This is a genomic window from Methylobacterium sp. 1030 (assembly GCF_040544715.1).
Lineage (GTDB): Bacteria > Pseudomonadota > Alphaproteobacteria > Rhizobiales > Beijerinckiaceae > Methylobacterium.
This window is the reverse complement of record NZ_JBEPKM010000002.1, coordinates 386,857-407,033: the sequence shown is the minus strand read 5'-3', so window position 1 is coordinate 407,033 and position 20,177 is coordinate 386,857. Positions and strand designations below refer to the sequence as shown.

At 72.6% G+C, this 20,177-nt stretch carries 15 protein-coding genes; 5 read left to right on the top strand and 10 right to left on the bottom strand.

All coding sequences use genetic code 11. From position 1 onward, the window contains the following. Positions 1-71: 71 nt before the first annotated feature. From ABIC30_RS04255 to ABIC30_RS04225, 7 genes are all read right to left on the bottom strand, one after another. Positions 72-1,340, bottom strand: a complete 1,269-nt coding sequence (locus ABIC30_RS04255) for an MSMEG_0569 family flavin-dependent oxidoreductase (protein WP_020091621.1) — start codon at positions 1,338-1,340, stop codon at positions 72-74. After that, entirely contained in the window at positions 1,337-2,518 is a 1,182-nt protein-coding gene (locus ABIC30_RS04250) for an MSMEG_0565 family glycosyltransferase (protein ID WP_020091620.1), read from the bottom strand. Before ABIC30_RS04250 ends, ABIC30_RS04255 begins: the two co-directional genes overlap by 4 nt. Further along, positions 2,515-3,510 (bottom strand): sll0787 family AIR synthase-like protein, encoded by a 996-nt coding sequence (locus ABIC30_RS04245; RefSeq protein ID WP_020091619.1) that lies wholly within the window; start codon positions 3,508-3,510, stop codon positions 2,515-2,517. The genes ABIC30_RS04250 and ABIC30_RS04245 overlap by 4 nt, the downstream gene beginning before the upstream one ends. Continuing rightward, positions 3,507-4,049: an MSMEG_0567/Sll0786 family nitrogen starvation N-acetyltransferase gene (locus tag ABIC30_RS04240; protein WP_020091618.1), complete on the bottom strand. Its 543-nt coding sequence runs from the start codon at positions 4,047-4,049 to the stop codon at positions 3,507-3,509. The genes ABIC30_RS04245 and ABIC30_RS04240 overlap by 4 nt, the downstream gene beginning before the upstream one ends. Further along, the gene (locus ABIC30_RS04235; protein WP_020091617.1) at positions 4,049-5,152 is read right to left on the bottom strand and encodes an MSMEG_0568 family radical SAM protein; all 1,104 of its coding nucleotides are present in this window, start codon (positions 5,150-5,152) and stop codon (positions 4,049-4,051) included. Before ABIC30_RS04235 ends, ABIC30_RS04240 begins: the two co-directional genes overlap by 1 nt. Beyond that, positions 5,106-6,182 (bottom strand): Nit6803 family nitrilase, encoded by a 1,077-nt coding sequence (locus ABIC30_RS04230; protein ID WP_020091616.1) that lies wholly within the window; start codon positions 6,180-6,182, stop codon positions 5,106-5,108. Before ABIC30_RS04230 ends, ABIC30_RS04235 begins: the two co-directional genes overlap by 47 nt. A 69-nt stretch (positions 6,183-6,251) precedes the next feature. Continuing rightward, complete coding sequence (locus ABIC30_RS04225) at positions 6,252-6,734, bottom strand: MSMEG_0572/Sll0783 family nitrogen starvation response protein (RefSeq protein WP_020091615.1); 483 nt, start codon at positions 6,732-6,734, stop codon at positions 6,252-6,254. A 359-nt stretch (positions 6,735-7,093) separates the two neighbouring features. On the opposite strand from ABIC30_RS04225, the gene ABIC30_RS04220 reads away from it, so the two are divergent. The 3 genes from ABIC30_RS04220 to ABIC30_RS04210 all read left to right on the top strand — a co-directional run bounded on the left by ABIC30_RS04220 (position 7,094) and on the right by ABIC30_RS04210 (position 11,450). Then, the gene (locus tag ABIC30_RS04220) at positions 7,094-8,533 is read left to right on the top strand and encodes an aminotransferase-like domain-containing protein (RefSeq protein ID WP_042672883.1); all 1,440 of its coding nucleotides are present in this window, start codon (positions 7,094-7,096) and stop codon (positions 8,531-8,533) included. 442 nt (positions 8,534-8,975) lie between these two features. Next, positions 8,976-10,460 carry a methyl-accepting chemotaxis protein gene (locus ABIC30_RS04215; RefSeq protein ID WP_354454171.1) on the top strand — a complete coding sequence of 495 codons (1,485 nt, stop codon included), beginning with the start codon at positions 8,976-8,978 and terminating at the stop codon, positions 10,458-10,460. Between the two features lie 171 nt (positions 10,461-10,631). After that, positions 10,632-11,450, top strand: a complete 819-nt coding sequence (locus tag ABIC30_RS04210; RefSeq protein ID WP_354454169.1) for a hypothetical protein — start codon at positions 10,632-10,634, stop codon at positions 11,448-11,450. A 52-nt stretch (positions 11,451-11,502) separates the two neighbouring features. Here the strand turns inward: ABIC30_RS04210 and ABIC30_RS04205 are convergent, their stop codons facing one another. From ABIC30_RS04205 to ABIC30_RS04195, 3 genes are all read right to left on the bottom strand, one after another. Then, entirely contained in the window at positions 11,503-12,216 is a 714-nt protein-coding gene (locus tag ABIC30_RS04205) for a hypothetical protein (protein ID WP_354454167.1), read from the bottom strand. Between the two features lie 88 nt (positions 12,217-12,304). Next, positions 12,305-14,089, bottom strand: a complete 1,785-nt coding sequence (locus tag ABIC30_RS04200) for a glycosyltransferase (RefSeq protein ID WP_354454165.1) — start codon at positions 14,087-14,089, stop codon at positions 12,305-12,307. Beyond that, positions 14,089-15,786, bottom strand: a complete 1,698-nt coding sequence (locus ABIC30_RS04195; RefSeq protein ID WP_354454163.1) for a hypothetical protein — start codon at positions 15,784-15,786, stop codon at positions 14,089-14,091. Before ABIC30_RS04195 ends, ABIC30_RS04200 begins: the two co-directional genes overlap by 1 nt. Before the next feature lie 158 nt (positions 15,787-15,944). Here ABIC30_RS04195 and ABIC30_RS04190 point away from each other — a divergent pair, with 158 nt between their 5' ends. Then, positions 15,945-16,940: a glycosyltransferase family protein gene (locus ABIC30_RS04190; protein ID WP_354454161.1), complete on the top strand. Its 996-nt coding sequence runs from the start codon at positions 15,945-15,947 to the stop codon at positions 16,938-16,940. Positions 16,941-16,972: 32 nt separating this feature from the next. After that, complete coding sequence (locus ABIC30_RS04185) at positions 16,973-20,176, top strand: glycosyltransferase family protein (protein WP_354454159.1); 3,204 nt, start codon at positions 16,973-16,975, stop codon at positions 20,174-20,176. Position 20,177 lies beyond the last annotated feature (1 nt).

The following is a 20,177-nucleotide window of genomic DNA, read 5'->3' as shown; positions in this document are numbered from 1 at the left end:
GCTTGAGCGGTCCGAATGCCGGGATGACCGAGGGGAGGTTTCGCCCGGGTTTGACCGGATGATGATCCGACTCACACCGCCCGCTTCAGGCCGACCGCACCGGCGCCGAGACGCGCCTCGATCACCTGCACGATGTACTCGGCGTCGCGGCCGACCGCGCCGAAGCGGCCCGAGCCCCACGTGTTCAGCCAGGGCAGGCCGATGAAGGAGATGCCCGCCTCGGCCGTGACGCCGCGCCTGTGCTTCGGCTGGCCGGCGCCGTTGAACACGGACGCGTCGAGCCACCGGAAATCCGGCGCGAAGCCGATGCACCAGACCACGCTGGCGATGCCGGACCCTTCGAGGGGGAGCGCGGTGACCGGCTCGCCCGGCTCCCAGACCGGCGCGTAGCGCGCCTGGACCGGCGCCGCGATGCCGGCCGCGTCGATATGGGCATCGATGGCCGCGTTGATGCCGTTGTAGGTCCGGTCGGCCTGGTCGAGCGCGGGCCGGAGGTTGTCCCGGAAGCGGAGCGCGCCCGCCGCGTAGTCCTCGAGGACGCCGTAGAGCGCCATGCCCTCCAGGGCGAAGCGGCGCAGGTCGATATCCCGGCCGCCGTCGCGACCGGTCACGTAGTGGTTGGTGTTGTCCCGGACACCGTCGCGCAGCGGGTGATCGTCGACGGTCTTCTCGTAGTAGCCCATGTCGGCGAGCCACGCGACGACGTCGCGGCCGCGGTAGAAGCGGGCGCAGCGGGGTGCGTCGCCCACGGCGAGATGTACCTGCCGTCCGGCGAGATGCAGGTCCTCGGCGATCTGCGCGCCGGACTGCCCCGAGCCGACGACCAGGACCGCGCCGTCGGGCAGCTGCGCCGGGTTCCGGTACTGATTCGAGTGGATCTGGGTGATCGCGGGCGGCAGCTTCTCGGCCATGCGCGGGACGATCGGCGTGTGGTAGCCGCCGGAGGCCACCACGATCTCGTCCGCGGTGTAGTCGCCCTCCGAGGTCCGGACCGCGAACACGCCGTCGTCGCGCCGCGCCACGCGCGTGACCGCCACGCCCTCGCGGAGCGGCGGCCTCACCTTGGCGACGAAGGCCTTCAGGTAGGCGACGATCTCGTCCTTCCTCATAAACCCGTCCGGGTCCGGCCCGTCGTAGGGGTGGCCCGGCAGGTCGCACTGCCAGTTCGGGGTGACGAGGCAGAACGTGTCCCAGCGCTGCGTCGCCCAGGTGTGCGCGGCCGTGTGCTTCTCGAAGACGAGGTGCGCGATGCCGCGCTGCTTCAGGTGGTAGCTGACCGAGAGGCCGGCCTGGCCGCCGCCGACGACGGCGACGGGAACGTGACGGGTCGTTGTCGTCATGGCTGCAACTCCGTGAAGGCTGCCGCGCCGCGGGCGCAGGCGGCGTAGGCGTCGCGGTGACGCGTCGCGCAGGCGCGCCAGGAATGGGCGGCCGCGCGCTCCAGCCCCGCCGCCCGCAGGCGGGCGCGGGTCCGCGGTTCCAGCGCCGCCGCCATGGCGGCGGCGATGCTGGCGGGGTCGGCGGGGTCGACGAACAGCGCGTCGGCCGGCGTCAGGTACTCGGTGAAGGGCGGCCGGTCGGAGACGATCGCCGGCGTTCCGCAGGCCATGGCCTCCAGCACGCAGAGGCCGAACCCCTCGGTCCAGGACGGGAAGGCCAGCAGGTCCGCGGCCCGGTAGAGCGCCGGCATGTCGGCCTGCGCGACGGGCCCCGTCTCGATGACGGCCGCGCCGCGGCCCACCTCCAGACCCGCGGCGACGAGGGCCGCGCGGCAGCGTTCGCGGTAGCCGGCGTGGTCGAGGAGCGAGGCTCCGCCCGCGACGACGAGCTGGGCATGCGGGTGGCGCGTCCGCAGGCGCGCGAACCCCGCGATGATGCCGAGGCTGTTCTTGCGCTCCTCGAGGCCGCCGACGCTGAGGACGATCGGCCCCGCGCCGAGCCCCCAGCGCGCCCGCAGAGCCGCGTCGCCCTCCGCGGCCGCGGGGCGATAGACCGACAGGTCGACCCCGTTGCCGACGATCCCGGCCTCGGCGCCGATCGCGTCCCGAATCCAGTCGGCCCACAAGCGGCTGACGCAGAGCAGCCGGCCCGCCTCGCGGATCGCGCGGTCCTGCCAGCCCGCGAGGACGGGGTCGGCGAAGCTGTCGACGTGGTGGACGGTCCGGACGAAGCCCGGGATCAGGCGCCGGTGCTTCAGGGTCGCGAGGGCGTTGCCGCCGATGCCGTCATGGGCGTGGAACACGTCGAAATCGCGGGCCGCCGGGCTCGCGAAGTGGCGCAGGTAGTCGTGGATGCGGGTTCGTACGAGGTCGGTCGTCCCGCCCGCGACCGGCTCGGCGGCGACCGCCACGGTCGCGCAGGACGCGTCTCGGAAGAACCCGCGGACGGACGGGTCGGGCGCGTGGACCACCGCCGCGTGACCGAGTTCGCACAGGGCCTCGGCGAGGGCGAGGCAGTGGGCGACGCCGCCGCGCGGGTTGGTGGAGTGGGTCAGGAGGGCGACGCGCAGCGGCTTCACGGCGTCGCCCCCAGGCCGTCCCTGCCGCAGCCGATCAGTGGGCCGGCGGCGAAGTCCCACACGATGGCCTCGGCGCCCGAGGCGTCCCGCACCCGGACGGCCCGGCCGGCGTCGAGGCTCCCGATCCGGGCCGCCGCGATGCCGCGCTCGGCGAAGCGCGCGGTGACGGCCGCCGTGCGGTCGGGGCGGACGCTGACGAGGTAGCCGAAGCTCGGGAACGCCGTCAGCCAGCGCGTGAGCGGGACGTGGTCGGGCCGCGGGATCGCGTCGAGGTCGATGACGCCGCCGACGGCGGAGCATTCGAGCAGCATCAGGGCCGTACCGACGACCCCCGCCATGCTGATGTCCTTGGCGGCGCCGGCCAGGCCGTCCTCGGCGAGGCCCGGCAGCAGGGCGAGATCGCCGCGCAGCCGCGCGCCCGGCGCGCCGGTGGAGGCGTCCCAGTAGGGGTGCGGGTCGCGGAAACGCCCGCGCAGGTCGATGGCGGCGACGAGGTCGTCGCCGGGCGAGGCGTCGAAGCTCGTCAGCAGGCGCGGTCCCGCCCGGCCGAGCACCGCGACCGCGAGGTTGCCGGCGGCCGCGCGGGTGTTGGTGTGGCCGCCGACCACCGGGACGCCGTAGAGCGCGGCGGCGTCGGACAGGCCGGCCAGGATCGGGTCGGCGGTCCCGGCCTCCCGGGCCCAGAGGGCGTCGACGACGGCGAGCGGGCGCCCGCCCATGGCGGCGACGTCGCTCAGGTTGACCATGATCCCGCAATAGCCCGCGAAGTACGGATCGTCGGCCACGAAGCTGTCGAGGAAGCCCTCGATGGCCAGCAGCAGGTGCCCGTCGCCGTCGGGGATCGCCGCGCAATCGTCGCCGACCGGCACGGCCGCGTGCCGGCTCCCGAGCCCGAGCCGCCGCACCACCGCGTCGATGTCGCGCTTGTGGCCGACCCCGCGGGCCTCGCGGATCTGGCGGGCCAGCGCCCGGACGTCGATCCCGGCGGTCACGCGGCCCTGCGGAAGGTGAGGAGGCCCTGCTCGGGATCGTGCATCGGCGGGTAGGCCGCGAGGTCCGCCTCCATCAGGCGGTGGGGCCGCCCGTGCAGGTCCAGCGCGTCGAGGCTCTCCCAGTGCAGGGCCTCGAACAGCGCGACGTTGCCCTCCTGGACGTGCGCGAGGAAGCGGGTGCAGCCCCGCGCGTGGGCCGAGGACACCGCGACCCGGATCAGGCCGGTGCCGAGGGCGGCGGCGCTGCGGAACGGTTTGGCGACGGCGAGGCGCGAGCCCCACCACGTTCCCGGGCGCGCGCCGTCTTCGTGGATCCGCACGGTGCCGACGACGGCGTCCGCGTCGCCGCCGAGCGTCGAGAGGGCGCAGACCGGGATGGCGTGCGCGTCGATCGCGTCGCGATCGTCCGCACTGAAGATCCCCTGCTCCGCGCAGAAGACCTGCCGCCGCAGGGCCGCGCAGGCGCGCCGCTCCCAGGGCGCGACCGCGAACTTCACCCGGAAGTGGCTGGGCCGGTACGGCGGAACGGGGTCGAACATCAGGCCGCCTCCCCCGCGCGCTCGTAGGTGGAGAGCGCCGAGCAGGCGCCGCACCGGCCGCAGCCGGCCTTGATGTCGGTGGAGCGCAGGTTCGCCCGCCCCAGCATCTCCGCGAGCGGCTTCAGGACGGCGTGCATGAAGTCGTGCCCGGGGGCCGGATGGCTCTCCAGCGGCGTGCCGGAGATCGGCACGAAGGGCACCACGAACGGGTAGACGCCCATCCCGATCAGCCGGTCGGCCATCGCGAGGATCGCCTCCGGCGCGTCGCCGAGGCCGGCGAGGATGTAGGTGGAGACCTGGCCGCGCCCGAAGACCGGGACAGCGGCCGCGAAGGCGTCGTAGTACCGCTCCAGCGGCACGCCCGCCTTGCCGGGCATGATCCGCGCCCGCACCTCGGGCGTGACGGCCTCGAGATGCATGCCCAGCGCGTCGATGCCTGAGGCCTTCATCCGCTCGAACCAGCGGTCGTCGTCGGGCGGCTCGCACTGGGCCTGGATCGGCAGGTCGACGGCCGCCTTCACCGCGAAGGCGCTCTCGCACAGGATCGCGGCGCCGCGGTCGGTGGCGTTCGGCGTGCCGGTGGTCATGACCATGTGCTTCACGCCGTCGAGCAGCACGGCGGCGCGGGCGACCTCGGCGAGCTGCTCGGGCGTCTTGCGGGCCACCGTGCGGCCGGCCGCCAGAGACTGGCCGATCGAGCAGAACTGGCAGGTCTTCGCGCGGCTCTGGTAGCGGATGCAGGTCTGCAGCACCGTGGTGGCCAGCACGTCGCGCCCGTGCAGGACGGCGATCTTCGCGTAGGGCACGCCGTCGAAGGTGGAGAGGGCGTAGAAGCGCGGGCGGCCCGGGAAGGTGACGTGGCCGACCACGACGCCCGCGTGCTCGATCACCGCGATCCCGTCCGCGTCCGGCGGGCGCACGAGGAAGGGCGAGTCGAAGGCGGCCTCGGTGTGGACCGGCACCATCACGGTGCGGCCCGCGATGGTCATCGCCTTGTGGTCCGAGGGGCCGGCGCCGCCGCGGCGGCTCGGCGCGCCGGCGCGGCTGTCGGCGAGCCTAACGCCGCAGGATTGCAACGCGTTGATCAGGCGCTCCGTCGGCATCCCGATCAGGCCCGTCGGGGCCGGCGGGGATATGGGACGGCGCGTCGGAAGCGGGCTGCTGCTCATGGTCGGGGCTCCGGGGGGCGGTCTGCGAACGGGCCGGCCGCTGCACGAAGGCGGCCGGGCGGTCGTCGTGGAGCAGGCTGAGGAGTTCCGGCCGCGCGTAGTGGCCGACCGAGTCCATCATCCGCTTGCGCTTGGTCACCAGCGCGAGATCCATGTCGGCGATCAGGATGCCCTCGCCCGGTCCCAGGGGATCGGCGAGGTGCTTGCCCTCGGGCGACACGATGGCGGTGCAGTTCCCGCCGCGGCAGGCGCCGCGCAGGCGCTCGTCCGGGCAGACCTGCGCGACCTGCGCGTCGGTGAGCCAGCCGGTGGCGTTGACCACGAAGCAGGCCGCCTCCAGGGCGTGGTGGCGGATCGTCACCTCCATCTGGTCGGCGAAGATCTGGCCGACGAGGGAGCCCGGGAACTGCGCGGCGTGGATCTCCTCGTGGCCCACCATCAGGGCGTAGCGGGCGAGCGGGTTGTAGTGCTCCCAGCAGGCGAGCGCCCCAACGCGGCCGACCGCCGTCTCCACCACGGCGAGGCCGGCGCCGTCGCCCTGCCCCCAGATCATGCGCTCGTGGTAGGTCGGCGTGATCTTCCGGCGCTTGAGCTTCAGGGCGCCGTCCGCGTCGAAGATCAGCTGCGCGTTGTAGAGCGATCCGTGGTCGCGCTCGTTGACCCCGACCACGATCACGGCCCCGTGGCGCCGCGCGGCCGCGGAGACCGCCTGCGTCGCCGGACCCGGCACGGCGACCGCGCGCTCGTAGAGGCGCAGGTGCTCGGGCCCCTGGAGCGCGGGCGGGAGAACGAACGAGAAGTACGGATAGTAGGGCACGAAGGTCTCGGGGAAGACCATGAAGCGCGCGCCCTTGGCGGCGGCCTCGTCGACGGCGTTGAGCACGCGCTCCAGGGTGCCGTCCGGGCGGTCGAGGTCCGGCGCGATCTGGATCGCGGCAGCCCGCACGATCCGGGTCTCTGACATGGGTGGTCCTCCGGCTGAGCCAGCGGCTGCGCGCGTCGCGCGCGGCCGCCGGGGGCGTTGGCGCGGCCGTCAGACGGTCCAGGTGTCGATGATCACCGCGTTGTCGCGCTTGTGCAGGAGGATGCAGTCGAGCACGTCGAGGGGGTTGATCATACGAATACCCTCGATGAAGGCCGCCTCGCTGTGCCCGTACAGCGCCTGTGTCGAGAAGCGGCAGGCGTAGACCTTGCCGCCCTCGGCCATGAACTTCTCGAGCTGGTTGTTGAAGTTGAGATGGCCCGGGAACGCCTCGTCGCCGAGCCGGGGGAACCCGCGCTGGACCCCGAGGGTGATGCCGGGGCCGTAGAGCAGGATCGAGGTCTCGAAGCCCTTGCGCTGCAGGCGGGTGGCCTGGAGCAGGTTGACGAGGCCGATCGAGCCCTCGAACGCCACGGTGTGGAAGGTGACGAGGGCCTTCTGGCCGGGTTCGGCCTTCACGTCCTCGAAGACCTTCTCCTCGTAGTCGACCAGGACGTCGCCCTTCTTGTGCGGCTCGCGGTTCACGGCAGGCATTGCTCACGCTCCTCGATGGTCTGACCGGCGGCAGGGGGGGCTGCGCACGTTCAGACAGTCGGATGGCAAGCCATGTGCCAGATCGGAGCCGTCAGGAATGCATTCAATAACGCGCCCTGCGATGCATACAATGATACGATCAATTGAGCGAAGTCGATCCGCTCGGTTCTACTCGACGACGCACAATTCATCATCAGGATTTGCGCACGTCGTCGCCAGATGACGCGCGCTTCGGCGACGAGTATTGTACGCATTGCACGCATCGGTCGCGCCGTGATAGGCCGTCACGCGCCCGGTACGGCGCTTGCAAGCCATACAATCGATCATTGATCGGTTTTCAGGTCGCGGGTGCTGGACGGATGAAGGCTGGCGGGCGGGGAGGACGGTCGGTCGACCGGGGCGACGCGGCCGGTATCTGGACGCCGGACCTCAGGCGCTGGGGCAAGCCCCATTACCTAGCCATCGCGGACGCGCTGGCGGACGACATCCGGACCGGCCACCTGCTTCCGGGCACGCGCCTGCCGACCCAGCGCGCGCTCGCCGCCACGCTCGACCTCAACTTCACGACCGTGTCCCGCGGCTACGTCGAGGCCCACAGGCGCGGCCTGATCGAGGGCCGGGTCGGCCGGGGCACCTTCGTGGTCGACCCGGCGGACGCCGCCCGCACCGCTGGGCCAGCCCTTCCCCGGCGGCCGGGACCGGTCGACTTCACCATGAACCTGCCCCCGGAACCCGACCTGCCCGGCCTGCGGGCCCGCATGCGGTCGTCCTTCGCGGAACTCTCGGGCGATCTCGCCGACCTCCTGCGCTACCAGGGCTTCGGCGGGACGGAGGCGGACAAGGAGGCCGCGCTGCGCTGGCTCGCGGGTCGCGGGATCGCGGCGGCGCGCGAGCGCCTCCTGATCTGCCCCGGCGCGCACAGCGCCCTGTCCAGCATCCTGGGACAGGTCGCGCAGGCGGGCGACACGATCTGCGCCGAGCGCATCACCTATCCGGGCATCCGGACCCTCGCGGCGCACCGGGGCCTGCGCCTCGTCGGCCTGCCGATGGACCGCCACGGGCTCGACCCCGACGCCTTCGCGGCCGCCTGCACGCGGGGGGCGCCGAAGGCGCTCTACCTCAATCCCCTGCTGCAGAACCCGACCACCGCGACCCTGTCCCGCGCCCGGCGCGAGGCCGTCATCGCGACGGCCCGCCGCTACGCGGTCACCATCATCGAGGACGACGCCTACGCGCGCATCTGCCCGGCACCGCCGCCGAGCTTCGCCGAACTGGCGCCCGAGATCACCTATTACGTGGCGGGCGTCGCGAAGTGCCTGGGCGCCGGCCTTCGCCTCGCCTTCCTGATCGCCCCGAACGCGCGGGCCGCCCTGCCCCTCGGCGACGCCCTGCGCGCCGCCACCGTGATGGCGTCGCCGATCTCGACCGCGCTGACGACGCGCTGGATCACGGACGGGACGGCGGACGCCATCGTGGATTTCGTCCGTGCCGAGTCGGCCGCGCGCCAGAGCCTCGCGGCCGCGCTGCTGCCCGCCGAGTCCTACGTCGCGGACCCGCACGCCTTCCATGTCTGGATCACCCTGCCGGCGGGATGGACGCGCTCGGCCTTCGCCAGCCAGGGCCGTGCGGCGGGTCTCGGGGTGGTCGGCAGCGACCCCTTCTGCGTCGCGGGGACGCCGCCCGAGGCCGTCCGCCTCTGCCTCGGCGGCCCTTCGACCCGGCAGCAGATCGCCCACGGGCTGGAGAGGCTGGCCCACGCCCTGGACGGCTCGCCGGCGCTGGCCTCGACCTACATCTGACGGAGCCGGCCGCGTCCCTTCGACCGCGGGCGTCGGGTCGGTCGAATCGTGCCGGTGCGTGGCATCCAGCTGCATCGCGTCGCGGTGCGCCGATCCGGCAGCGAAGACCAGAAATCCTATTCTACGTTATCATATGAACTTCCGTGCAACCTGAGAGCATGACGGCACCGGATCTCGGCGTCGAAATCCGTACTCTCGATTGTATAGTTTACCGGCACTGAGATCGAAGATTGCGTAAAAATTTACTCCTCTGGTAGTTTTGCACTATCCCAGACCCTCCCAATCTCGAACTATTGTGCCGTTCAGATTTAAGTCATCGTTCACGATTGTGCGCAATCATTATGCGAGGCCGTCATGCCGTGACAGTAAATCAGCGGCAGATCCCAAGAAGAACCGCGTGTTCGCACTCGGGATCCCGGCAATGACAAGAAGGGATGGGATAATGCTCGGCGCCCTGCGCGGTCGTGAAGGTCTGGCGGCGAAATTCGATGCCCTCGACCGCTCACAGGCGGTCATCGAGTTCGAGCCGGACGGCACCATCATCACGGCCAACGCCAATTTCCTGACGATGATGGGCTACGCCCTGCCCGACATCCGGGGCCAGCGTCACGCCCTGTTCGTGGAGGCGGCGCATCGGGAGACACCCGCGTACCACGCCTTCTGGGACGCCCTGCGGCAGGGCACCCATCAGGTCGCCGAGTTCAAGCGGATCGCCCGGGGCGGCCGGTACGTCTGGGTGCAGGCGAGCTACAACCCGGTGCTCGACCGCGCGGGCCGCGTCGTGAAGGTCGTCAAGTTCGCCTCGGACATCACGGCGCAGAAGCTGCTGATGCTCGACTACGCCGGTCAGATCGCGGCGCTGCACCGGTCGCAGGCGGTGATCGCCTTCGATCCGGCCGGCACGATCCTGGAGGCCAACGGCAACTTCCTCGAGACGATGGGCTATCGCCTGGAGGAGATCCGGGGCCAGCACCACGGCGTGTTCGTCGACCCGGCCGAGCGGTCGAGTGCCGGCTACCGCGCGTTCTGGGAGGGCCTTGGCCGGGGTGAGTTCGCGGGCGGCGAGTTCCGCCGCATCGCCAAGGGCGGCCGTGACGTCTGGATCCAGGCGACCTACAATCCGATCCTCGATGCCAGCGGCTGCGTCCTCAAGGTCGTCAAGTTCGCCGCCGACATCACCGCGCAGGTCCAGGAGCGCCACCGGCGCGTCGCGGCGCAGCGGGCGATCGGCGTCGACCTCGACGCGATCGGCACCGCCGTCGAGGGCGCCAGCCGCCGGACCGCGGAGGCCGTCGACCTCGCCGGGCGGGTGTCCGGCGATATCCAGAGCGTGGCCTCGGGCGCCGAGGAACTGTCGGCCTCGGTGGGGGAGATCAGCCAGCAGGTCAGCCACGCGGCGCGGATGGCCGGCGAGGCCGTCGAGCAGGCCCGGCACACCAGCACGATCGTCGAGGGCCTGAGCGGGCAGGCGGCGCAGATCGGCGACGTCGTGACCATGATCCAGGGCATCGCGGCCCAGACCAACCTGCTCGCGCTCAACGCCACGATCGAGGCGGCCCGGGCGGGCCTCGCCGGCAAGGGCTTCGCGGTCGTGGCGTCGGAGGTGAAGGCGCTGGCCGAGCAGACCGCCAAGGCCACGGATCAGATCCGCGACCAGATCACCACGACGCAGGCCACCACGCGCGAGGCGGTGGCGGCGATCGGCTCGATCCAGGGCACGATCCGGGCGCTCGACGAGATCTCGGCGGCGATCGCGGCGGCCGTGGAGGAGCAGTCGGCGGTGACCCAGGAGATCTCCGGCAGCATGCACACGGCCGCCCGCGGGGTCGGGACCATCGCGGGCGGCATGGCGGCGATCGCGCGGGCCAACGAGCAGGTCGACGCGGCCACCCGCCAGGTCCGGGAAGCCGCGCGCGCCGTCGGCTGAGGTCGCCCGCCCCGGTTCCGGGGACGCACCGGCGCTCGCGGGTCGCCGCGACCGGTTTCAGACGGGCGGATTCGCCAGCCGGGTGCTTTGGCCCGGACAGGCCGCCCATGATAGCGAGGGCGCGGCTCCGATGCCGGCCCGGGTCGGCGGCGCGACGCGCGGGAAACGACCTTGGCGGCGATTTGGCTGACGGCCCTGATCCGGGCGCTGACCTCCGGGACCGTGGTGGTGCTCGCCTCCGTCCTGGCCGAGTGGCTGGGACCGGTCTGGGGCGCGCTCGTCGTCAGCCTGCCGGTCTCCGCGGGGCCGGCCTACGTGTTCATGGCGATGGAGCACGACGCCGCCTTCGTGGCCGGGGCGGCCCTGAACGGCTTCGCGGCGAACGCCGCGACGGGCCTGTTCCTGATCGTCTACGCCCACCGGGCTGCCGGCCGGGACATGACCGCCACCCTCGGGCCGGCGATCCTCGCGTGGCTCGCGGCGGCCCTGCCGGTCTCGGCACTCACCTGGACGCCGACGACGGCGTTCCTGCTGAACGCCCTGGTCTACGGGGCCGGCGCGCTCTCGACCCGGCACGTCGTGCGCGCGACCCTCGTGCGGAGCTCCGTCGTCGCGCGGCCGCGCCCGCTGGATCTGCTGATCCGCGCGAGTGCCGTCGCGCTGTTCGTCGCGGCCCTCCTGGCGCTGAGTACGGCGCTGGGCCCCGCCAGGACCGGGGTCATCGCCGCCTTCCCGGTCACGATGACGAGCGCCTTCGTCATCCTCCATCGCCGCATCGGCGGGGCGGCGATGGCGCGGCTGGCGAGCGTCGCGATCCGCGGGGTGTTCGGCTTCGGCCTGACCCTGCTGACACTCCACCTGATGATCCAGCCCTACGGTGCCGCGCTCGCGCTGACGGTCGCGCTCCTCGTCTCGCTGATCTACTCGGCGGGCCTCCTCGTGGTGCAGCCCCGTCCCGGTCGGCAGGAGCCCGGCATCGTCACGCGCTGAGGCGCGCCATCCGACCGCGACCTCGTCGCCAGGACGCAGCCGACGAAGCGCCTCAGAAGCCATTGTCCTCCCGCTGCAGGGCCCGCTTGCGCCAAGCCGTGAGCAGGCTGGCGAGCGCGTCGGGATCCAACCCGTAGCTGTCCGGCAGACCCGCGTTGCGCCCGATCAGGTGTTGGTTCATCGCCCCGAGGCGCGTCGCGCCGGCGCTCGTGTCGTCGAACGTGACGAGGCGTTGCCCCGAACCCGGCATGGAGACCGGCTCGAACACGCTCACGTCACGCCACCGGACGCGCCGCGCACGGCCCAGCTGCACGACGGTGAAGCCCGTCTCGTCGAGGTGCAGCGCCGAGCCGCGGATCGCCGTCAGGATGAGAAACGGGACGCCTCCGAGGAAGAGCGCGACGCCCGGCCAGAGCAGCAGTTGCATCGCCGTGGAGGGCGCCTCGTGCAGCACCATCCAGAGCGTGACGCCGCCGAAGCCGGCGGCCATCAGCGCCAGGAACAGGAGTTTCCGCACCGAGGCGCGCAGGATCACGGGGCCGGGGAACTGCGCCGCCAGCGACCCCGCCGACCGGCTCTCGGATTCGAGCAGGTCCGGCCGCAGCTGCCACACGGCGACGGCCGCGCACACGCCGAAGAACACCGTCGTCGTGACGCCGCCATCCGCGCCGGTGGCGATCATCCCGAGGCCGGCGGCGACGAAGAGGAGGCTGATGCCGAGCAGCAGGACGTTCCGGCCACGGTCGCCGCGCGCGAGTTTCAACACGATCGCCCCGCCCTCCCGCGACGCCGATGGCCGGTGTGGCCACCCGATTCCGAGACGCGACCATACAGGCCGCGCCGCGAGGCGGCGATCACGCGCGCCGCGCCGTGTGGCCGCTCTCACCCAGCATCGCCAGCACCTGCGCGGCCCCCTCCTCCGGCGCGATGCGGGACGTGTCGAGGAGCGGCACCCGCAACTCCTCCGCGAGCGCCCGATAGCCGGCGATCCGGGCCTCGGTCATGTGCTCCGACGGGTTCGGGACGCCGCGCGCGACCATGCGGGCGATGGTGGTGGGACGGTCCGCCCAGCACATGACGGTGAACGGGCGCGGCTCCCAACCCGGACGGAAGGCCGGCGAGAGGAGCTGCGAGGCGGTGAACCAGTGCCGGTCGAACACGACCGGTCCCGGCGGGGCGTTGGCGATCGCCGCCGCCACGGCCGCGTGCGCCAGGTCATCGGCCAGCGCGTGCTGCCCCGTCCGGGCGAGGTGGACCAGGATGGCGCCGACCGGACCGCTGAACGGGTTGAGCACCGTCGCGCCGAGCGCCTCGGCGACGTGCCGCGCGATACTCGACTTGCCGGAGCCGTCGAGCCCGTCGACCGCGAGCGCGATCCGCGCGGCCTGGGCGGCCTTCTGCTGGGCCCGCGTCAGGTTCGAGGGGTAGATGCGGCCCTCGCGACGGCCGTGCTCGAGGTAGTGCAGTTGCCCCTGCCACGCGTGCTCGAACAGCGCCGCGAGGTCGGCATGCAGCCGGATATAGCCGAGGGCGTCGAAATCCTCCGGCAGGGGCCCGTCCCGGCTCGCGAGGTCGGCGAGGCGCAGCGCGGTCTCGCGCGGCGGGCCGGACGGGCGCGCCGCATCGGTCCGGCCCGCCCGCAGCGCGATCGCCTCCGCGACGACGGCGAGCAGGCCGTCCGCGTAGGTGTCCCAGTCGAGCGCCCGGATCCGCGCCCGTCCCGCCTCGGCCCGGGACGCGGCACCGGCCGGATCGGTCGCGATCCTGTCCACGGCCTCCGCGATGGCCGCGCCCAGCGCCGCGTCCGGACCGTCCGGCACCACCAGGGCCGTGATGCCGTCCTCGGCGAAAGCCAGCGTGCCGTGCACGGTCGCGACGAGCGGCGTGCCGCAGGCCATCGCTTCCGCGGCCGGGTTGCACCAGCCGGCATGCGCCTCCGCGCTGCAGAACGCGTCGAGCCCGTGATACCACGCGGGCAGGTCGGACTCGGGCAGCGGCCCGTGCACGACGAGGCGGCCCGACGCCACCAGATCGGCGCGCGCGCCCACCAGCCCCCAGTCCGGCCGTCCGAACCAGTGCAGGGCCCACGCGTCACCGAGCCTGTCGAGCGCCGCGAGCTGCGCGGCGGGGCGCTTGTTGGCGATGCCGCCGAGCCGGCGCCGGGCGCCGCGCGCGGGCGGCGAGACGGGCGGCGCGAACAGTCCGCTATCGACCGCACCGACGAGGCGCCGCCACGGCAGGCCGAGGGCCTGGAGGGCGGCGTCGTCCCAGTGGTCGTTGTTCGCCACGACGAGGTCGGGCGCGAGGGTCCGCGTGACGCGCGCGTAGGCGTCGCGCCGCACCGGCGCGTTGAGGAGGTGCTGGATCCGGGCGCCGAAGTTCGGGGCCCGGAGGTCCGCGAAGCCCTCGATCGTGGCATCCGGGAAGCCGCCGCCGGGCACCATGACGGCGTCCCAGCTCGCGCGCGCGGCGTCCTCGCGGTGCAGGACGGGCAGCCGCGTCTCGAACCCGTCCTCGCCGGTGCCCAGAGTCAGGTACGCGAACGCGTGACCGCGACGCGCGAGCACCCGCCCGACCCGCTCGAACCGGAGCAGGCCGCCCGTCAGCGCCAGGTGGTCACAGGCGACGAGCAGCCGCATCACGGGGTTCCTCTGATGAGACGCAGGAGGCGAAGGGACAGGCGGCTGCCGTCGCCGGCCGAAGCGCGGCGAGTGTCGAGGGTGTCCTGGAGGTGGTCGCGCGCGCGGTGCATCTCGGCCGCGTAGGCGATCACGCGGTCGGTGCGGCGGACGCTCTCGCGCGCGGCGGCCTCGTGCGCGGCGGCGTCGGCGGCGCGCGCGGCGCGCAGGGCCGCATTCTCCTCGAGCAGCCGCGCGATCTCCGCGGAGGCCTCCGCGAGCGCCGCGCGCGGATCCGCGTCGATCCGGGTCTCAGTGCCGACCGGCAGGCGCGTCGCCGCCGCCCAGTCCAGGCCGCGCTCCGTCACCCAGTCGCTGACGATCGTCTGGAAACGGCTTTCCCGGGCCAGCCGGTCGGCGAGCTGCGCATCGTCCAGAGCCAGCCCGAGCCGCGGCAGCAGGGCGCGCAGGGCGTCCAGAAGGGGCAGCGTGGATGGCCCGCCGGGACGCCAGTCTCGCGCACCGGTCAGCGCGTTGACGAGGCCCCGCACGGCGAGGTGGCCAGCGTCCAGAGGGCCCCCGAGCTCCCATTCCAGGTCTATGAACGTGCCGTCGGCGCCCGAGACGAGATTCTTCGGGATGGCGTCGAGGGCCGGTCCCGGGAGGATCGTCTGGGTCTCGAGCGGCGCTCCCGCCGCGAAGCGGCGCGAGACGGCTTGAAGCCACGTCCCGGCCCAGGCGGCGACGGCGTCCGGGCACCAGCCTTCCCGCGCCAGCCGCGCCTCGAGGACTTCAGACCAGAGGGAGCCCGGCACGTAGGTCTCCGACGGCAACAGGTTCGTGACGCCTCGAACCGCGGCGGGAAGGTCGGGATACGCGCGCGCGCGGCGCACCGCGATCTGCGACCCGGCCTCCGCGAAGGTCACCAGCCGCTCGAATTCCGGCCGGCGGCGCAAACCCGCGTGGATCGCCAGCCGGTCGTCCGGCGGCAGCGGCTCCGCCGATGCCGCGATCACGAAGGCGGGCGCCAGATCGCCGATGAGCCCCTGCTCCGCCACCGTGGCCCAGGCGCGCCGCGGCGAGAACAGCGCGCCCGCGCGGGCTGCCGGATCCGGCCCGGCCGCGCCGATCGCGAGCATTCCGGGATCGAACCCGCCCGGCCGCGCGAGGCCCCGCTCGGCGATGAAGCTCACGGGCTCCTCCCGCCCCGGGAACGGGAACCACCATTCCTGATAGGCCAGGCCGCGGGCCTGCAGGGACCGTTTCAGGCCTGCCCGCGTGGGCAGCCGGAGGCCGTCCGACCTGAGGCGTCCCTCGAGGCTCGGGAAGCCGCGCTGCCCCACCGTCTCGGAGCCCGCAGCGAGTCCGTGGAGCGAGAGGGCGTTGTCGATGACGAGGATCAGCCGCCCGCCGGGCCGCAGCCGTTCCTGGGCCCAGGCGATCGTCGCGTCGAGCGCGTCCCGGCCCCCGTCGTCGCGACAGGACAGCAGCCCCGTCAGCACGACGCCATCGAAGAGCGCGGAAGCCGGCAGGTCGGCGCCATCCGCCGTGGTGACGAGGGTGGCGTCGGAAGCCCAGCGCGCGCGGCTCCCCGCGTCGGGCTTCGGGCCCAGCAGCAGGAGCGTGCCGGTCAACCACGGCAGGAAGGGGCGCAACGCCTCGGCGCAGGGCTCGCGCGGCGGGTGCGGCGCGCCTATTGCCACTTCATCCCGTGCCATACTTCCTGATTGCCAACATTGAATTGCCCGAAATTACCCAATCGCCAAGTGGTTGGGGGAAATTAATCGACGAAATGGACATGCGACAGTTGCGTGTCTACTTACAATTGGCATTAACCTGCAATTAAAACTGGCCCGTCTCGCCGAGGTCACGAGGGATGAATTTCGTCAGCGCGATCTCGTTGGCCGGGCCGCACGTCCTGGTCACGAGCACCTTCCCCGATGCGCTCAACAGGAATCCCGGGATCCGAAGCGATCTGGCCGACGGCTTCGCCGAACTGCTCGGCGCCGAGCGCGTCAGACACACCCCTCTGGAACTGGCGGTCGCGGCGGTCCGGGCGACCCGGCCGGATGTCGTGATCGCGGTCGGAAGTCTCGTGCCTGACCTGGCGGATCTGCGCGCGCTTCGGCGGGCCGCGGACGCCGTGGGTGCCGTCCTGATCTTCTGGCTGACGGACGACCCGTACGAGTTCGACTACGCCTTCAAGGCGGAACTCTACGCCGACATCGTCGTGAGCAACGATTCCTGGGCGGCGCAGCACTACCGGCACCCCGACGTCCACCACCTGCCGCTGGCCGCGGCGCCCGACCGGCATTTCCGGCCGATCGCCCCGGTGGCGGAGCGGGAGACAGTCCTGTTCTTCTGCGGCGTCGCCTACCCGAACCGCGTTGCCCTGATGCGCCGGATCGACGATCTGCTGTGCCGGCACGTCGTGGAGATCCTGGGCGCCGAGTGGCCGGACACGCTCCGATGCGCGGTGAACCGCCGCCTCACGCCGGCGCAGATGGCCGACTACGCCGCGGCGGCGCGGCTGACGCTCAACATCGGCCGCGACCTCGACGTGGCCAATCGCCGGCTGTCGCTCCCGCAGGCGACGCCGGGACCGCGCACCTTCGAGGTCGCCCTGTCGGGCTCGGCGCAGCTGTTCTTCGTCACCGGCCTGGAAATCTGCGCGCATTTCGAGCCGGACACGGAGATCCTGCTGGTGGACGGCGCGGCCGATATCGCGCGCGCCATCGAGCGGTCGCTCGACGAGCCCGGCGCGATCGAGGCGATCGCGCGCCGGGCGCAGGCGCGGGCGCTCCGCGAGCACACCTACCGGCATCGCGCGGCGCGCCTGCTCGACCTGAGCCGCCTGACGGTCCCGGCCTGATCACGCCGCCGCTGAGACGGACGAGACCGCGCATGTCCGACCTGTCGATCCTGCTGCTCGACACCGAGCCGCAGACCCACAACCGCTACCTCGTGCTCGCCATCGCGGACGCGCTGCGCCGGCATCCCGCGGTCGGCCGGGTCCATGTCGGCGGGCACGGCGATGCCCTGGCCGCCTTCGTCGAGCAGGGTCTCGACACGCTGATCGCTTTCGGCGGCGCGCGGGCGCACGCGCCCCTGGTCGGTCGGCTCGCGGGGCTCGCTCGGACCAGCGTGCTCTGGACCACGGAGGATCCGTACGAGCGCGAAGCGAACGTGCGCGGGTCGGGGGTCTTCGATCTGGTCTTCACGAACGACCTTGCCACGGTCCCGGCCTACGGAGGCCGGGCACACCACCTCGCCCTCGGCGCCTCCTCGCTCTTCCACGATCTCCCGGTGCTCGAGGACGACGCGCGCTACCGCTACGACCTCCTCTTCATCGGAACGGCGTGGCCGAACAGGGTCGCGACCCTGAACGCGCTCTCGGCCAAGCTGCCGCGGGACGTGAAGTTCAAGCTGGCGCTGCCGTGGAACGCGCATATCGGTCCGCCGGAGCTGGAGGACGAGGCGCTCGTCACGGACTGGCGCTGCGGCAACCGCGACTTCGCCCTCCTGGCGAACCGCAGTCGCGTCGTGCTCACCCTGCCCCGGATCTTCTCGGCGGCGCGCGCCGATCAGGCGACCGGTTCGACGCCGCCGCCGCGGCTGTTCGAGACGGCGCTGGCCGGCGGCTACCAGGTCGTGGTCTCGCCCGAGCCGGAGACGGCCGCCTACTACACGCCGGGCGCCGAGATCGCGCTCTGCGACGACGAGGCCGGTGCGGTCGAGGCGATCCTGACGGCCCTGACCGAACCGGAGGCCCGCATCGCGCGCGCGCGCGCCGCGCAGGCGCGGACCCGCGCCGAGCACCTCTACGACCATCGCGTGGCGACGATCCTGGACGCGGTGATCGACCGGCGCCGGACGCAGACGCGCCGGCCCCCCCTCGAACCGTCAGCGCCCCGCACGGTCCTGATGCTCACCCACAACCGGATGGGGCATCGTCCCGGCGGCGGGGTCGAGGTCTATCAGGAACTGCTGACCGAGCTCGGCGAGCCGTACCGCGTCCTGTTCCTCTTCTCCGTCTTCGGCGACGGGCGCTGGTCGCTCCGGCTCGAGGGCCCGGGGATCGCGGAGAGCTTCGCCTGCGGTCCCGTCACGCCGCCGCTCTCGACGGACCCGTTCGTGGAGGGGATCTTCCAGAGACTGCTGTTCGAGCATCAGGTCGACCTCGTCCACATCCATCACCTGATGCACGTCCCGCTGTCGCTGCCGCTGATCGCGCGGGCCTGCGGCATACCCACCGTCTACCACCTGCACGACCATTTCCTGATCTGCGAGCGCTGGCTGCTGCTCGATCACACCGGCCGGTTCTGCGACGTCGTCAATCGCGGGGCGGACCAGTGCGACGCGTGCCTGGTCTCGGGAAACCAGTATCCGCCCGGCTCCAAGGCGCGCCGCGACGGCATGATGACCCTGGTGACCGACGCGATCGACGCCTTCGTCACGAGCACGCCCGCCACGGCGGAGTACCTCCGGCGCTACTTCCCCGGCATCCCCGCCGACCGGATCGTCGAGATCCCGATGGTGGCGCCGAACACCGCGCCGGCCGGGGCGCGGCCGGTGTCCAGGCGCAGGCGCGACGGCGATCGGCTGACCGTGGCGATCCTGGGCAATCTCGCGGCCCACAAGGGCGGCCAGCAGGCGATCAACCTGATCCGGAGCTGCGAGGCCTATCCCATCCATTTCAAGGTGATCGGCCGCATCGACGACCCGTACCGCGAGGCGGTCGCGGGCCTCGGACCGGATCAGGTCACCGTGACCGGCGCATACGAGCAGCACGCGATCGGCGGCCTGCTGGCCGGCTGCGATGTCTCGCTGCACCTCTCGACCTGGCCCGAGACGTTCGTCATCGCGCTGACGGAGGCGTGGCAGGCGGGCCTGGTCCCGATCGTCGCCGATATCGGGGCCCTGGCCGAGCGCGTCGAGGACGGGATCGACGGGTTCAAGGTCCCGCCGGACGATGCCGGCGCCGTCCGCGCGCGCCTCATCGCGCTACACTACGATCGCGCCCGCCTCGCCCGGATGCAGGCCTCCATCGGCCGGAAATCCTTCCCCGACACCGACGGCCACCTCGGGTCGGTCCGCGCCCTCTACGAGCGCCTGATCGAGGCGCGGCCGCTGCGCCACGGACGGGTTCCCAGCCACCTGCGGCACGGTTTCGACCTGCGGCTCGAGACCCTGGGATACCGGACGAACGCCGCCTCCTGGACCAGCGCGGCGATCGCGTGGGACGAGGCGGCCCGCGCGCCGGAGGCGTCGCCCACCGCGATGGCGGCGGCGCGCGCGCGCCCGGTTCCGGAGCTGCCCGACGCGTTCCGGCGTCTGACGCTGAGGCCGGTCCGGCGCAGCGAGTGCGGCTGGAGCCTCGACGTGCTGCGCACGGACGAGCGCCTGAACCGGAGCCTGGATCTCTCGTCGGTCGTCGCGCGGGCCTCCGTGTTCCTGCGCGGCTGGCTGCACGTCTCGGGGCCGGCGCCGAAGGCGATCTACCTGCGGCTGACGGGTCGCACCGGGACATCGTGGGTCGCCCTCCAGAGTGATCTCCGTCCGGACGTGGCCAAGTGGTACGGTGAACCCGCCGCCGCGACGTCCGGCTTCACCGGCCAGATCGACGTCGCGGGGATGTCCTTCGGACGCTACGCGCTCGCGATCGTCCAGATCGCCGACGGTAGCCTGCGCATCCTCGAAGACGTCGCCTCGATCTTCATCGCCCCCGACACCGAGCCGCCGGCGCGCTTCGTTCCGGAGCCGCGCCATCTCGTCAGCGGTCCGCCGCACGTCCCGGATCTGCACCACAGCCTGCCGGATGCCGGCGACGCGCTCCGCGTGTCGCCGGGGCAGCTCTGGGCCGCGGAAGTCGCGTTCCCCGGGACCGCGCCCCGGCTTGGCAAGGACACGCTGGCGGTGTTCCGCGGCACCAACGGTCAGACGTGGCGGGCGCCCGTCCTCAAGATCGACGAGCGGACGGTGCGCATCACCGCCTCCGTCCCGAACATCGATCCGGGCGCCTACACGGTGTCCCTGGCCGAGCCGCACAACAGGACGTTGCGGACCCTCGCGACGCTGTTCCGCACCCAGGTGGCGCGTTCGGAGTGAC